This window comes from uncultured Tateyamaria sp., from assembly GCF_947503385.1.
Classification (GTDB): domain Bacteria; phylum Pseudomonadota; class Alphaproteobacteria; order Rhodobacterales; family Rhodobacteraceae; genus Tateyamaria.
The window spans coordinates 308,386-323,733 of record NZ_CANNDO010000004.1 but is presented as its reverse complement, the minus strand read 5'-3'; the positions used below and the strand labels follow the sequence as shown (position 1 = coordinate 323,733).

The 15,348-nt window shown below is 62.2% G+C and carries 13 protein-coding genes; 6 read left to right on the top strand and 7 right to left on the bottom strand.

The features are described from left to right. Together Q1A85_RS15430 and Q1A85_RS15425 are read right to left on the bottom strand one after the other, a co-directional pair. Window positions 1-219, bottom strand: a complete 219-nt coding sequence (locus Q1A85_RS15430) for a hypothetical protein (RefSeq protein WP_299691222.1) — start codon at window positions 217-219, stop codon at window positions 1-3. Window positions 220-276: 57 nt separating this feature from the next. Continuing rightward, complete coding sequence (locus tag Q1A85_RS15425) at window positions 277-1,389, bottom strand: pyridoxal phosphate-dependent aminotransferase (RefSeq protein ID WP_299691219.1); 1,113 nt, start codon at window positions 1,387-1,389, stop codon at window positions 277-279. A 109-nt stretch (window positions 1,390-1,498) separates the two neighbouring features. Between Q1A85_RS15425 and Q1A85_RS15420 the strand changes: the two genes are divergently transcribed. Continuing rightward, entirely contained in the window at window positions 1,499-2,293 is a 795-nt protein-coding gene (locus Q1A85_RS15420; protein ID WP_299691216.1) for a crotonase/enoyl-CoA hydratase family protein, read from the top strand. A gap of 91 nt (window positions 2,294-2,384) precedes the next feature. Here the strand turns inward: Q1A85_RS15420 and Q1A85_RS15415 are convergent, their stop codons facing one another. Beyond that, window positions 2,385-5,435: a valine--tRNA ligase gene (locus Q1A85_RS15415; RefSeq protein ID WP_299691213.1), complete on the bottom strand. Its 3,051-nt coding sequence runs from the start codon at window positions 5,433-5,435 to the stop codon at window positions 2,385-2,387. A gap of 166 nt (window positions 5,436-5,601) precedes the next feature. Between Q1A85_RS15415 and Q1A85_RS15410 the strand changes: the two genes are divergently transcribed. Continuing rightward, window positions 5,602-7,899, top strand: a complete 2,298-nt coding sequence (locus Q1A85_RS15410) for a xanthine dehydrogenase family protein molybdopterin-binding subunit (RefSeq protein WP_299691209.1) — start codon at window positions 5,602-5,604, stop codon at window positions 7,897-7,899. Continuing rightward, on the top strand, window positions 7,877-8,965 hold the full coding sequence (locus Q1A85_RS15405; protein ID WP_299691206.1) for a DUF2235 domain-containing protein: 1,089 nt from the start codon (window positions 7,877-7,879) through the stop codon (window positions 8,963-8,965). The genes Q1A85_RS15410 and Q1A85_RS15405 overlap by 23 nt, the downstream gene beginning before the upstream one ends. 2 nt (window positions 8,966-8,967) lie before the next feature. Here Q1A85_RS15405 and Q1A85_RS15400 read toward each other — a convergent pair whose 3' ends face one another. From Q1A85_RS15400 to Q1A85_RS15390, 3 genes are all read right to left on the bottom strand, one after another. Beyond that, window positions 8,968-9,486: a winged helix DNA-binding protein gene (locus Q1A85_RS15400; protein ID WP_299691203.1), complete on the bottom strand. Its 519-nt coding sequence runs from the start codon at window positions 9,484-9,486 to the stop codon at window positions 8,968-8,970. An 82-nt stretch (window positions 9,487-9,568) separates the two neighbouring features. Next, a complete protein-coding gene (locus Q1A85_RS15395) occupies window positions 9,569-9,829 on the bottom strand; it encodes a succinate dehydrogenase assembly factor 2 (protein ID WP_299691200.1) in 261 nt (86 codons plus the stop codon). Continuing rightward, window positions 9,822-10,220 (bottom strand): helix-turn-helix domain-containing protein, encoded by a 399-nt coding sequence (locus Q1A85_RS15390; RefSeq protein ID WP_299691197.1) that lies wholly within the window; start codon window positions 10,218-10,220, stop codon window positions 9,822-9,824. The genes Q1A85_RS15395 and Q1A85_RS15390 overlap by 8 nt, the downstream gene beginning before the upstream one ends. Window positions 10,221-10,312: 92 nt before the next feature. Here Q1A85_RS15390 and Q1A85_RS15385 point away from each other — a divergent pair, with 92 nt between their 5' ends. The 3 genes from Q1A85_RS15385 (at window position 10,313) to Q1A85_RS15375 (ending at window position 13,698) form a co-directional block, all read left to right on the top strand. Then, complete coding sequence (locus Q1A85_RS15385) at window positions 10,313-11,515, top strand: pyridoxal phosphate-dependent aminotransferase (RefSeq protein WP_299691194.1); 1,203 nt, start codon at window positions 10,313-10,315, stop codon at window positions 11,513-11,515. Window positions 11,516-11,526: 11 nt separating this feature from the next. Continuing rightward, on the top strand, window positions 11,527-11,931 hold the full coding sequence (locus tag Q1A85_RS15380) for a hypothetical protein (RefSeq protein ID WP_299691191.1): 405 nt from the start codon (window positions 11,527-11,529) through the stop codon (window positions 11,929-11,931). 174 nt (window positions 11,932-12,105) lie between these two features. After that, window positions 12,106-13,698, top strand: coding sequence for a calcium-binding protein (locus tag Q1A85_RS15375; protein ID WP_299691188.1), 1,593 nt, complete (start codon window positions 12,106-12,108; stop codon window positions 13,696-13,698). A gap of 25 nt (window positions 13,699-13,723) precedes the next feature. Here the strand turns inward: Q1A85_RS15375 and Q1A85_RS15370 are convergent, their stop codons facing one another. After that, window positions 13,724-15,097: an MATE family efflux transporter gene (locus Q1A85_RS15370; protein WP_299691185.1), complete on the bottom strand. Its 1,374-nt coding sequence runs from the start codon at window positions 15,095-15,097 to the stop codon at window positions 13,724-13,726. Window positions 15,098-15,348: the final 251 nt, after the last annotated feature.

The following is a 15,348-nucleotide window of genomic DNA, read 5'->3' as shown; positions in this document are numbered from 1 at the left end:
CTAGACCTCTTTGCCGCGCCGGATCGAGGCGGCCTGCCGCGCGGCGGCCCAGTGGCGCAGGCGGTCCATCAGGTGGTTGAGGCCAAGGGCCAGCAGCACTGCGGCGATCAGCCCCCAAATCGCCCATATGGCGACAAGAATCCATGTGATGTTGACGCCAAACATGACGATGCAGGCGTTGGTGTAATTGGGCGCAGTGCCTTGTGTCCGGTCGTCCATGGTGACCTCACGCGATGGTCCTGACACCAGACTATAATGTGACGGAATGCCCTGTCATCACGATTTCGCGTGATCAGATGCGTCCGAGAGGGCGCCGGGCAGTGCCTCTGCGAGACGGGCAAGATCGGCGCTTGTCCCGCAACTGATGCGGATGCATCGGTTTTGCGGCGCAACAAAGGGCATCCGCACAAAAATGTCGCGGGACATCAGTCCGTCGAGCACGGCCTTGGCAAAGGCACCGTCCCGGCCACAATCGACGGCAATGAAATTGGCGGCAGAGGGCAGTGCGGTCAGGCCGTTATCCGCTGCGATCTGGCCGATACGTGTGCGGGCTGACGCAATCTTGTGCAGGACGTCGGCGAGATAGGCCTGATCTTCGAGCGCGGCCAGCGCGCCGGCCTGCGACGCGCGGTTCATGCCGAAGTGATTGCGCACCTTGTTGAAGGCGTCGATCAACGCCGCTGCGCCCATTGCGTAGCCGACCCGCGCCCCGGCCAGCCCGTACGCCTTGGAGAAGGTGCGCAGCCGGATCACGCGGGGGTCATCGATTGCGATGTCCGGGATGGCGTCGGTTGGGCCGCATTGGGCGTATGCCTCGTCGAGGACCAGAACCGTCCCATTGGGCACAGTGTCGAGCGCCGCCACTATGTCCGCGCCGCTGTGCCAGCTGCCCATCGGATTGTCGGGATTGGCAAGGTAGATCAGCTTGGCATCGACCTGCGCTGCCTTGGCGCACAGGGCGGCCATATCCTCGTGATCGTTGGCATAGGGGACTTTGTGCAATTGCCCGCCAAAGCCCGCGACGTGGTAGTTGAATGTCGGGTAGGCACCATCGGACGTGACAACTGCATCGCCGGGACCCACAAACAGGCGCACGAGATGGCCCAGCAGGCCGTCGATCCCTTCGCCCACCATAATGTTTTCGGGGTGTATGCCGTGATGCGCGGCAAGGGCCGCACGCAGGTCGTGATTTTCCGGGTCGCCGTAGTATTGATGATCTGCCGCGGCCATTGCGGCGATGGCCTTGGGCGACGGGCCAAAGACGCTTTCATTGGCACCGATCCGCGCCTGAAAGGGGCGACCGCGCGCGCGTTCCTGTGCTTCGGGGCCGACAAAGGGCACGGTTGAGGGCAGGCGGGCGGCAAGCGGGGTCAGGCGGAATGTCGTCATGTGCGCAGGGGTAACGCGGGTGGCGCGCCACAGCAAGAACGCCTGCCGTCACGTTTTGCTGGCGCGTCTTCGCGCTTTGGGTTTGTCTGGACCCAAAGAGGAGTGACCCATGACCGAAGCGCGCGTTGCGATCACCTATAACAACCACATCGCCCATGTGCAGTTGACCCGTCCTGACAAGATGAATGCCGTGGATCAGGCAATGATCGACGCGGTGATTGCGGCGGGGCAGGAGGTCGCCGCGTCGGATGCGCGGGTCTGCGTGCTGTCGGGGGCGGGCAAGGGTTTTTGCGCGGGCATCGACATCGGCGGGCTGGGGGCAATGATCGGCAAGGATCCCGAAACTCTGTTGATGCCACGGACCCATGGCGACGGAACCACGAACCAGTGGCAGGAGGTCGCGATGGTGTGGGCCCGGCTGCCGCAGCCGGTGATCGCCGCGGTGCATGGGGTGTGTTATGGCGCGGGGATGCAACTGGCGCTGGGTGCGGACATCAGGATCGCGGCGCCGGAGGCCCGCTTTGCAGTGATGGAGATGAAATGGGGCATCGTGCCGGACATGGGGGGCATGGTGTTGTTGCCGCGGCTGGTGCGGTCGGATGTGCTGCGCCGGTTGACCTATACGGCGGAACCGGTATCGGCCGAGACGGCGGCCGCGTGGGGGTTGGTGACGGAACTGGCGGACAACCCGTTGGCCGCAGCAATGACGCTGGCAGAAGAGTTGACGTTGAAGTCGCCAGCCGCGCTGCGCGCGGCGAAGGCGTTGATTGGCTATGCGGAGACGCAGGACGCGGATGCGGTTTTGCTGGAAGAGAGCCAGGTGCAGGCCGGGTTGATGGGCACGCCAGAGCAGATGGAGGTCGTGGCCGCCACATTTGCCAAGCGTGCGCCTGTGTTCAAGTGATCCAAAGGACGCTTTGCGACGCGATTCATTTTTGTGAATGAGGGGCTCTGCCCCTCAAACTCCCCGTGGTATTTCCGGTCAGAAGAAGGGGTTATAATTCCTTGAGGCGGGTGAGGGCCTCTTGGAGTTTGCCTTGTTCTTCTTCGCGCGCGGCGAGGTTTGCCTTGGTTTCCTCGACCACTTCGGCGGGCGCGCTTTGTGCGAATTTGGGGTTTTTGAGCCGTCCGCGCAGCCCGCCCAGTTCCTTGGCCAGTTTGCCGAGGGTTTTTTCGAGCCGGGCGATTTCTTCGGCGACGTCAATGACATCTGCGAGGGGCAGACCGAATGTGCCGCCGGAGACGGCGAGGGCCACCGTGCCTTTGGGGAAGTCGGTGGTTTCGCTCAGGCTTTCGAGGCGGGCGAAGCGGTTGATCAGCGCTTCGTTGCGTTGGTAGGCGGCCTTGGCCTGCGGTTCGAAATTCCTGACGACGCACGGAATGTAGGCCCCGGCGGGGACGTGCATTTGAGCACGGGCGGAGCGGATGGCTTCGATCAGTTTGATCACCCAGCCTGTTTCTGCATCGGCCTCGGCGTCCACCAGATCGGTTGTGTAGCTGGGCCAATCGGCGTGGATCAGGCGCTTGGGGCGGGGTTTCTGCTGCCATAGCTCTTCGGTGATGAAGGGCATGATCGGATGCAGCAGGATCAGGCATTGGTCGAGCGCCCAGGCGTAGGTGGCCTTGGTTTCTGCGATGTCTTCCGGCGTGCCTTCGTCGAAGATGGGTTTGGTGAATTCGAGATACCAATCGCAGAACGTGTTCCAGGTGAAGGCATAGAGCGCGCTGGCCGCGTCGTTGAAACGGTAGTCTGTGAGGGCTTGGTCCACCGTTTGCCGCGTCTTGGCGATCTCGCCTTTGATCCAGCGGTTGAGCGGGTGTTTGGTGTCGGGTACGGCGTCTGTGTGGGGCACGTCGAAGGTGCCGCGCATTTCGCCATAGCTGGCGGCGTTCCAGAGCTTGGTGCCGAAGTTGCGGTAGCCTGCGATGCGCTGGGTGTCGAGTTTGAGAGTCCCGCCGAGTGAGGCCATGGCGGCGGAGGAAAAGCGCAGGGCGTCGGCCCCGTATTCCTCGATCAGGTCGAGCGGGTCCATGACGTTGCCGGTGGATTTCGACATCTTCTTGCCCTTGGCGTCGCGGACGAGGCCGTGGAGATAGACGGTGTCGAAGGGCACTTTGTTCGTGACGGCCAGTTGCATCATCATCATGCGGGCGACCCAGAAGAACAGAATGTCCTGGCCGGTGATGAGGTCGGAGGTGGGGAAGTATTTTTTCAGTTCTGGCGTGTCCTCGGGCCAGCCGAGGGTGCCGATGGGCCAGAGGCCGGAGGAGAACCATGTGTCGAGGACGTCTTCGTCCCGTTTGATTACAATGTCTGTAATTCGCCCGTCATCGAGAAAACCCCATTGTGCGTCTGCTGTTGCGACGTGTTTTCCGGCAGCTTTAATGCTGTCCGCCCAGTCGCCGTCGATCATTCTGAAATCGTCTATTTCGACTTCATAGCCGAGCAAACTTGTGTATTTGGTCTTGGCGACGGCAACGGCAGCGTCAAAGTTGGGTGCGCAAAACTCAAGTTGGTTTTGAGCTGACAAAGTACCGTCTGCGTTTACTGAAGGTCCAAACCAAACCGGGATCTGGTGGCCCCACCACAGCTGGCGCGAGATGCACCAGGGTTCGATGTTTTCGAGCCAGTGGTAATAGACCTTTTCCCCGCTCTCGGGCAGGATTTTGACGTCGCCGTTTTTGACCGCATCCAGCGCTGGGCCGACGATTTTGGCGGTGTCGACGAACCATTGGTCGGTGAGCAGGGGTTCGATGACCACGCGTGAACGGTCACCAAAGGGCTGCATGATGGGTTTGTTTTCGACGTAGGCGACCTCTTCGGTGCCCTCATCGGTTTCAATGGTGTGCGTGACCGCGTTGCCTTCGGCGGTGATGTCGGCCACCACCTGTGCGCGCGCCTCTTCGCGGGTCAGGCCGCGATATGCGTCCGGGACGAGGTTCATGGCGGCGACCATGGCTTCGTCGAACTCCTGTTCGCCGTTGGCGATGGCTTGGGCCACGGCGGCCTCTTCGGCGTAGGGTTTGCCGTCGGCGCGCATGTTCGCCTTGGTGTCCATCAGGTTATACATCGGGATGCCGCCGCGTTTGGCCACCTGATAGTCGTTGAAATCGTGCGCGCCTGTGATCTTAACCGCGCCTGAGCCGAAGTCAGGGTCCGGGTATTCGTCGGTGATGATCGGTATCAGACGGCGGTGTTCTTTTGGCCCCACCGGGATTTCGCAGAGTTTTCCAATGATTGGCGCGTAACGCTCGTCCGATGGATGCACCGCAACGGCCCCATCGCCCAGCATGGTTTCGGGCCGTGTGGTGGCGATGGAGATGTAGTTGCGATCTTCGGTCAGCGTGACGTTTCCGTCGGCGTCCTTTTCGACATAGGTGTAGGTCTCGCCCCCTGCGAGCGGATACTTGAAATGCCACATGTGGCCCGGCACTTCGATGTTTTCGACCTCAAGATCGGAAATGGCGGTTTCGAAATGCGGGTCCCAATTGACCAGCCGCTTGCCGCGGTAGATCAGGCCTTGCCGATACATCTCCACAAAAACCTTGATGACGGCATCGTGGAAGTTGCCTTCTTCGCCATCGGGCGCTCCGGGCGCGCCGGACATGGTGAAGGCCTCGCGGCTCCAGTCGCAGGACGCGCCAAGCCGTTTCAGTTGATCGCGGATGGTGCCGCCGCTTTCCGCCTTCCACTCCCAGACTTTTTTGGTGAACGCCTCGCGCCCAAGCTCCGTCCGCGACGGCTGCTGCGTTTCGGCCAGACGGCGTTCGACAACCATCTGGGTCGCAATGCCCGCATGGTCTGTGCCGGGCTGCCAGAGCGTGTCAAAGCCGCGCATCCGGTGCCAGCGGACCAAAATATCCTGAAGCGTGTTGTTGAACGCATGGCCCATGTGCAGCACGCCCGTGACATTGGGCGGCGGGATCATCACGCAATAGCTGTCGTCGCGCGACGCGTTTGCACCCGCCTCGAAACAACCCGCCGCTTCCCAGTCCGCGTAAATCCGCGCCTCGGCCTCTTTTGCGTTGAATTTTCCCAGAGCCATCGGCCTGATCCCTTTCGTTTGTTGAGCCGTGAGATAGCGAAGGGGCGGGGGCGGGGCAATAAGGCGTTTGCGCGCCCTCAGGAGTGGATAAGCGGTCTGGACACGCAAGGCACAGCCGCTAGGTTCGCAGCAAGCACAAGCGCCCGCCGCGCCCAAGGAGCCCCCCATGGAAAAATTCGGAAAAAGCCAGCCCGTCACCCGCCGCGAAGACATCCGCTTTCTGACCGGAGAGGGACGGTATGTGGACGATATCGCACCGGCCAATGCCTACCAGACCTTTGTGTTCCGGTCGCCGGTGGCCCATGCGGTGATCACGACGCTGGACGTCAGTGATGCGCGCGACGCCGATGGGGTGCGGGCGGTCTACACGCTGGCCGACCTTGAGGCCGCAGGGGTGAACTCGATGATCTCTGCGACGCTGGTCAAGAATCAGGACGGCAGTGACGGGGCCAAAACGGATCGTCACGTGCTGGCGAAGGACCGGGTGCGATTTGTGGGCGAGCCTGTGGCGCTGGTGGTGGCGGACACGCTGGCGCAGGCGCGGGATGCGGCCGAGTTGATCGAATTCGACTATGACGAGTTGCCCGCCAAGATGGATCTGGCCGCAGGCGGTGAAACGCTGCATGGCACGGCACCTGACAATGTGGCCTATGACTGGGGGCTGGGCGATGCGGATGCGACAGATGCGGCCTTTGATGCGGCCGCGCATGTGGTCCGCCTTGAGGTTGGGGACAACCGCGTGATCGTGAACGCGATGGAGCCGCGCGGGTGCTATGCCCAGATGGAAGGCGACCGGCTGCATGTGGCTGTGAACGGGCAGGGCGTCTGGGGTCCCAAGGGCATCATCTCGGCCGCGTTGGGCATGGATGCGGGCGATGTGCGTGTGACCAACCCAGACACCGGTGGCGGGTTTGGGATGAAGGCGTTTATCTACCCGGAAAACATCCTTGTGCCCTTTGCTGCCCGCGCGCTGCGGCATCCGGTGCGTTGGATGTCGGAACGCACAGAGGCGATGCTGTCGGACAATGCCGGGCGCGATCTGACGACGCTCGCCGAACTCGCCTTTGACGCCGACGGGCGCATCACCGCCTATCGCAGCCACATCAAGGCGAATATGGGGGCCTATAACTCGCAATTTGCGCAGGCGATCCAGACGCAGCTATATTCCCGCGTGCTGACAGGGGTCTATGACATCCAGACGATCTTCATGCGCTCCGAAGGGTTCTTTACCAACACCACACAGGTCGATGCCTATCGGGGGGCCGGGCGGCCCGAGGCGATTTACGTGCTGGAGCGGGTGATGGACCGGGCCGCGCGCGAATTGGACATGGATCCGTTGGCGCTGCGTCGGCGCAATTTCATCAGGCCGGACCAGTTCCCTTATGACACGCCCGTGGGCGAGACTTATGACGTTGGTGATTTCGACAAGGTGCTGCGGCGCGCGGAAAGTGAAGCGGACCTCGCAGGATTTGCGGCGCGCAAGGCGGCGGACGCTGAAGCGGGGCGGATGCGGGGCCTTGGCCTGTGCTACTACATCGAAAGCATCTTGGGCGACCCGGCGGAGACGACCAAGGTCGAGTTTGCCGACGACGGGCGCGTGCTGATCTACGTGGGCACGCAGTCGAACGGGCAGGGGCACGAGACGGTCTATGCCCAGTTCCTGAGCGATCAGACCGGTGTGCCTGTGGATATGATCGACGTCATCCAAGGCGACAGCGACAAGATCAAACAGGGTGGCGGTACGGGCGGGTCCCGGTCCGTGACGGTGCAGAACAATGCCACGCTGGCCACGGTCGGCGCGATGATCGAAGGGTTTGCCGCATTTCTGAGCGATGAGACGGGTGTGCCGGCCTCCGAGATCAGCTTTGACGACGAGCGGTTCCGGGTCGAAGGGACAAACCTGACCCCCACGATGATCGAGGTGGCCGAGATGGCGCGTGAGGCGGGACGTGATGATCTGATGGTGCATGAACGCCGCGTCACACTGGAGGCGCGCAGCTTTCCCAATGGGTGCCACGTTGCCGAGGTCGTGATCGACCCGGACACGGGCGTGGTAACAACGGACCGGTACACGGTCGTTGACGATTTTGGGAACCTTATCAACCCGATGCTGGCCGAAGGTCAGGTGCATGGCGGCGTAGTGCAGGGCATTGGTCAGGCACTGACCGAACATGTACAATTTGACGAAGACGGGCAGTTGCTCACGGCAACGTTCATGGATTACGCCTTGCCGCGTGCGGGCGACGTTCCCATGATTGGGTTCACGTCCGAACCGGTTCCGTCCACAGCCAACATCATGGGGATGAAAGGCTGCGGCGAAGCGGGTACGGTGGGCGCGTTGGCCGCGGTGTCCAACGCGGTGCAGGACGCGCTTTGGGAGCGTGGCGTGCGTCAGGCGGATATGCCGTTCACACCGCGACGTGTTTGGGAATTGCTGCAGCATGGTGCTATCGCGGCTGAATAAACGCATTGCCCACTGGTTACAGGGGCGCTTTGGCAAGGGACTGCCGGAGGTGGACCCGCCTGTGCGGGGCCAGACCACCCATGTGATCATCATTGACGGTACCATGTCGACGCTGGAGCCGGGCGAAGAGACCAATGCCGGGTTGGCGGCCAAGCTGCTGCACGAGACCGACAATTCGGTGTCTGTGTATTACGAACCGGGTCTGCAATGGTCGCATTGGCGGCGGGCGGGCGACGTTGTTTTTGGCCGCGGGATCAATCGTCAGATCAGGCGAGCCTACGGATATCTCGCCTCGCGCTACCGGCCCGGCGACCAGATTTACCTGCTGGGGTATTCGCGCGGGGCCTATGCAATCCGGTCGCTTGCCGGAGTGATTGATCGCGTGGGGCTTCTCAAGGCGCAACATGCGACCGAGCGCAACATCCGGACGATCTACCGGCATTATGAATGCACGCCGGACAGTGCTGCGGCGCAGACATTTGCGCGCAATACATGCCACGAGACGGTCGAGATCGAGATGATCGGCGTCTGGGATACGGTCAAATCGCTGGGGCTGAACATGCCGGTGCTCTGGCGGATGAGCGCGCCACGCCATGCGTTCCACAACCATCATCTGGGCAAGTCGGTCAAGCGCGGGTTCCACGCCCTTGCGCGCAACGAGACACGGGTGGCCTATGCGCCGGTGATGTGGGACACGACCGATGATTGGGACGGGCATCTGGTGCAGATGTGGTTTCGCGGCACCCATGGTGACGTTGGCGGCCAGCTTGCCCATCGCAACTGGGCGCGCCCCTTGTCGAATATTCCGCTGGTCTGGATGATGGAGCAGGCCGAAACCTGTGGGCTGCCGCTGCCCGAAGGGTGGGCCGGGCGGTATGCGCAAGACCCCATGGCCGCCTCGATCGGAACCTTTGCCGGCTATGGCCGGTGGTTCATCACCCGCCGCGCGCGCAGGATCGGTCTCGACCCGTCCGAGCGGGTGCACCCGTCCGTTGCGCAGGGTCCGCCGCCGCCCACTTGGGCAGACAGGCTGGCCAGTTGGCGAGGCGGCGCGGACGTCGCCTGAGCCTAGTAGATGTAGCGTATCTGATCAGTCCAGTAGCGTTCGACCCGCTTCAGCGATCCGGTGATGTCGGTGATCCCTTCGGGACCCAGCACACCGCGGGCTTGCAGACCCTCTGCGTGACGTTCGAACAGTTCCGAGACCACGACACGGATATGCCGGCCCTTTTCCGTCAGGCGCACACGGACCGACCGGCGGTCAATCTCGCAGCGTTGATGGTGCATATAGCCCATCTCAACCAGTTTCTTGAGGTTGTAGCTGACGTTGGAGCCCTGATAGTAACCGCGGCTTTTCAATTCGCCTGCGGTCACTTCGTTGTCGCCGATGTTGAACAACAGCAGCGCCTGCACGGCATTGATCTCAAGAACGCCAACGCGTTCGAACTCATCTTTGATGACGTCCAGCAACAGGCGGTGCAGCCGTTCTACAAGCGAAAGCGCTTCCAGATAGGCCACCATGAAACCACGGTCAGTGCCAGCATCATTGGTGCCAGGAATAGTCTGTATCGGGTCTTGAACGCTCATCCGACGTCTCCGAGTAAATCTGCTCGGAAGTCAAAATGGGGGGGATTCGGAAATTTTCGGTTAAAGACGTAAGGCTTTGAATCTATTTCTGAAACACCATCGAGATTTCAGATATCATCTCGGCGAACTGGTCCGGTGCGGCGGACTGACCGGTGACCCACTGGTACAAATCCTGGTCATTCTCGCTCAGCAGCGAATCATAAAGCGCCATGCGCGCATCCGACATCTGCGCCAGTTCGGCCTGTGCATAGGCTGACAGGATCAGGTCCATCTCCTTGATCCCGCGCCGCATTGACCGCATGTGCAGCCGCTTGATCTTATGGTCGCGCGGTTCCTCAGCCATCTGGCGTCTCGTTCATGGCCGCGCGCAGGCGTTTTTCCAGCCGTCCAACCTGTTCGGCACGTTTGAGAAGATCGGCGCGCAGGTCACGCATCTCGATCATCAGATCGCGCACGGTGTCGTTGACCGGGGTTACATCCGTTGGGGCATCGACGCCTTCGCCCTCGCCAGTGATCAGCCACATCATCGAGACATTCAGAATGCCCGCCATGATCGACAGGCGGTTGGCGCGCGGCTCGCTCAGATCGTCTTCCCATGCGCGGACGGTGGACAGACGCACGCCCAGCCGCTTGGCCAGCTGTTTCTGGGTCATGCCCGCCTGTTCGCGCGCGCCTGCAACCCGGTCACCAAAGGTTGCTGCGTCGTCGCTGTACCAATCTTGCTGATCTTCCATGGGCCGTCTCCTTGGCGGATTGTGCGGTTGATCGGCTGCCGCAGGGTGCGTATCACGCAACCACCTACACCCGTAATCCTCCGAGGCCCAGCATGACATTCCTTTCCGCGACACTCGACCGCGTCAAACCGTCTCCGACCGTTGCCCTGACGGGCAAGGTGGCCGCGCTGAAGGCCGAAGGGCGCGACATCATCGGCCTTGGTGCCGGCGAGCCCGACTTTGATACGCCGCAAAACATCAAGGACGCCGCCGTGGCGGCCATTGCGGCGGGCAAAACGAAATACACCGCCGTCGACGGCATCGCCGAACTGAAAGCGGCCATCGTGGCCAAGTTCAAGCGGGACAACGGGCTGGACTACACGCCAGCGCAGGTGACCGTGGGCACGGGCGGCAAGCAGATTCTGTACAACGCGCTGATGGCGACCCTGAACGAAGGGGACGAAGTGGTTATTCCCGCACCCTACTGGGTCAGCTACCCCGACATGGTGCTGCTGGCGGGCGGCACGCCGGTGATTGCCGAGGCGTCGTTGCAGACCGGGTTCAAGCTGACGGCGGACCAGCTTGAAAGCTGCATCACCGACAAGACCAAGTGGCTGATTTTCAACTCGCCCTCGAACCCCACCGGCGCGGGCTACACCCGCGATGAACTCAAGCAGATCACCGACGTGCTGATGCGCCACCCGCATGTGTGGGTGATGACCGACGACATGTACGAACACCTCGTCTACGGGGATTTCGAATTCTGCACCCCCGTCGAGGTCGAGCCGCGTCTCTACGACCGGACGCTGACGGTCAACGGGGTCAGCAAAGCCTATGCCATGACCGGCTGGCGGATTGGCTACGCTGCGGGGCCTGAGCCGTTGATCAAGGCCATGCGCAAGGTGCAGTCGCAGTCCACATCGAACCCCTGTTCGATCAGCCAGTGGGCCGCAGTCGAAGCGTTGAACGGCACGCAGGATTTCATCACACCCAACAACGCCATTTTCAAACGGCGCCGTGACATGGTGGTTGAGATGCTGAATGCCGCCGAGGGTGTCCGCTGCCCCGTTCCGGATGGTGCGTTCTATGTTTATCCGTCGATTGCGGGCTGCATCGGCAAGACGTCCAAAGGTGGCACCAAGATCGTCGACGATGCCGCGTTCTCTTCTGCGCTGCTGGAGGAAACCGGCGTGGCGGTCGTTTTCGGGGCTGCATTCGGGGTATCGCCGAACTTTCGCGTCAGCTACGCTACGTCGGACGAAGCCCTGAAAGAGGCTTGCACCCGCATCCAGACCTTTTGTGCGGGACTGACGTAACGAGGAACGAGATGGGCGCCGAGCTGCCAGATTACTATTTCCGGGTCCGCGAGAACGGCGCGGCGGTTTTTCGTGTGGACACGGAAAACCGCCAGCGCCGGATCGAGATGGATCAGATTGCGGTGATCAATATCCGCAATGGTGAGGTCAAACCTCATGGCGACCGTGCCCTGACCGAAGAAGACATGGCCCGGATCGAGACGTGGATGGCAGAGCGCGCGCAGGTGCTGGCCCATCGCGATATCGACGACATCCACCGGGCGGTCGACTACCTGAACCTCACGACCCACTGGGCACAGTCACGCGCAACCGACGAACAGCTTGAGGACGTCACCGACGCGCTGTTGCTGGCCATGCACGATCTGCGATCTGTGCTGGTGCGCAAAAAGGCGGACAGGTTGATCAAATCCGACTGAGGCCGTTTGCGTCCCGGTCGGTGCCGTATCGGCGGACCTGTACCGAGATTATGTCAACGGTGACTGTCCATTGTGAGGCTTTCCGCCCAAGGCTCGGCGAAGCGTTGCCAGCGCTTGGTCGCGTGTCCCTGACCTGTCAACGGGATGGCGCATTGCCAGCCAGGAGACAGTTCCATGCCAGAGCCAACAGCCAACATCAGCCTTGAGACCATCGCAACCCTGACCGAGATGGATCCCGGTCTGCGCGCCAACATCTCTGACGCGGATATTCAGGGCGGTGCAGATGCTGCACGCCAGATGAACGAGGTGATCGAGGCGGCGATGGCCGCCACGGGCGTAAACGCGGATGGCAAGCTGTCTGTGGCGGATCTGCGGACGCTGTCGGCTTACATCCGTGGGAACGCGGACCTTTTTGAGACGTTCCTGATTGGGCACGGTGACGACGAAGGCAACGCGGAAACCGGCTTTCACCTTGTGCAGGGCGATGGCGGCACGTTTCAGTTTCAGGGCCGCGGTTTCATCAACACGGTGGCAGATGCGATCTACCATGTGGGGTTCCGCATTGTGGACGGGCGGTTCCAGAACGAGGACGGCAATCAGAACGAAACCGTCGCGGATGTCGCGGGTTGGATGAATTACTTTGTGAACGGTGAGAACCGCGTTTACGGCACCAACGCGGGCGAGACGCTGTTTTCCGGCACCTACAGTGATGCTGTGATTGATGCCGCTGACGAGATTTTCGAGGCCGAAGGCGGCAATGACAAGATCTGGGCCGGGATCGGTGACGACATTGTCTATGGCGGGACGGGCCACGACGTGACGGGCGGAGGTGACGGTGACGACCACCTCATGGGCGAAGGCGGCCACGACAAGTTGTGGGGCGAAGCGGGCGATGACACGCTTGAGGGCGGACGCGGCGACGACACGCTGGGCGGTGGGGACGGTGATGACAGCGCGTCCGGTGGAGCGGGACGCGATCAGGTGTGGGGGCAGGGCGGCGACGACATGCTCTGGGGCGGCACTCACGCGGACACGCTGGGTGGCGGGACGGGCGACGACAGCCTGTGGGGCGGCGGTGGCCGTGACAAGATCTGGGGCGAAGAGGGTGATGACGTGATCGACGCGGGCGCTGGCCGGGACACGGTTGGCGGTGGCAACGGTGATGACCGCATCACCTTGGGCGATGGCAACGACGTCGGTTACGGCGAAGGGGGCGACGATGATATCGCCGCCGGGGCTGGGCGGGACACGGTCTGGGCCCATACGGGCGACGACACGGTGACGGGTGGTGCGGGCAACGACAAGATCGGCGGTGGTGACGGTGCGGACGCTCTGTCCGGGGACGCGGGCGACGACACGCTTTTTGGTGAAAACGATGCCGATACGCTCGACGGTGGCGACGGGCGCGACGATCTGGTCGGCGGCAATGGGGCCGATGTGTTTATCGGCGGCGCGGGCGGCGATATCCTCAAGGATTGGGAAGCAGGCGACAGCCGCGATGTCTTTGTCTTTGCCCAAGGTGACAGCGGTCTGGATCGAAAGTCGACGGATGTGATCCTTGGCTTTGATTCCGGGGTCGACCGTATCGACCTGAGCGCATTTGGCGGCTTGGATTATGTCGGAGAGGCCGATTTCAGCGGCTCAGGTGCCGAGGTCCGGTTTGACGGCGACTATGTCCAGATCGACCATGACGGCGACGGGCAGGCAGACGAGCGGATCGAACTGCGCTGGGTCCAAGAGGTGGTCGCAGGCGACTTTATCCTCTGACCGGGCGCGGCGCGGGCCGGGCGGATCACCCGGCGCGCGCGGCTTCGGTCTGGACAAGGCGGGGGATCGATGTGCCCCAAAACCGCAGCATCAGGGCGACGCCTGCGGCAGCAAGGCCCACCACCAATCCCATCCAGACGCCGACACCGCCCCATTCCAGCACAAAGCCAAAGATGTAAGAGAACGGCATTCCGATCGCCCAATAGGACACAGCGGCGAGGATCATAGGCACCTTGGTGTCCTGCACGCCCCGCAGTAGCCCAAGCGCAATGACCTGCGCCCCGTCCACCAACTGGAACACCGCCGCCATGGCCAGCAGCACGATGCCAATGGCCATGATCTCGTCCCGGCCCGCCACGTCGCGCCCCAGAAACAGGCTGACCAGCGGTTCGGGCATTGCCACGAACAGCACGATGGTGGCCAGCGCTGTCGCCACGCTGAGCGCAAAGACGGTATGCGCCCCGCGCACCATATGCGGAATGTCGTGCCGACCCAGCGCGTTGCCCGCGCGGATCGTCGCCACATTGCTCAGCCCCAGATGAACCATAAAAGTGATCGAGGCCAATTGCAGTGCGATGCCATGTGCCGCCTGCGGCACCTCGCCCAGCCATCCCATCATAAAGGCCGACGCGGCAAACAGGCCGACCTCGCTGAGGCTGGTCAGGCCAATCGGCCAGCCCAGTCGAAACACCTGTCCGAACATGTCCCAATCGGGGCGCCACAAGCGGGCAAAGATCGTATGTTCTGGCATTCGGAACAGGACATAGATGACCACCCCCACCAGCATCGCGATCTGCGTAAAAAGCGAGGCGAGCGCTGCACCGGTGATGCCCAGTTCGGGCGCACCCCAGTTTCCAAAGATGAACGCGTAGTTTGCAAGCCCGTTGACGAGCGCGGCCAGTGCAGTGATCCAGAACACGATCTGGGTACGTTCAAGCGCGGCCAGATAGCTTTTGAGGGTCATCACGATCAGCGCGGGGAAAATGCCCCAACCGGCGACCATCAGGTACTCCGCCCCCAGCCGGGCCACATCGTCGGTCTGGCCCAAGGCCAGCAGAATGGGCTCTGACCATATCATCAGCGGCATCGACAGCGCGGCAAAGGCAAGGCTCAGCCACAGGCCCATGCGGGTTGCGCGGCGGATGGCTGTGTCGTCATCCTCGGCATGGGACGCGGCAACCATCGGCATCACGGCCCAGGCAAAGCCCGATCCCATCAAGAACAGCACAAAAAACCATGACCCTGCGGCGGTCAGCGCGGCAAGCTCGGTCACGCCATACCAGCCCAGCATCATGGTGTCCGTCACCCCAATGGCGACCTGACCCAGATGCCCGCCAATCAGGGGCAGCCCCAGCACCATAATGGCGCGCGCGTGGGTGGGATACGACATGCGTTGCATGTCTCGGCCTTACGCCTGTTGCTGCGACAAGAAAAGAGGGTCTTCGGGAAGATGGGCACGGGGCCGCTGAAAACTCCAACGGGAAAGGGTGGTGTTTGTGGACAGGCGGGTGGGCGTCTCATCGCGAGGATTTTGCGCGGGCATATTGGCCTACAAGACAGGCTGGCACAGGGCGCGCCGCGCATAGGTGCGGCGCGTTGGCCAAAGCAGGGTGCGCAGAGCTGTGTGTCCGCCGCTGGCATCCCGGCGCA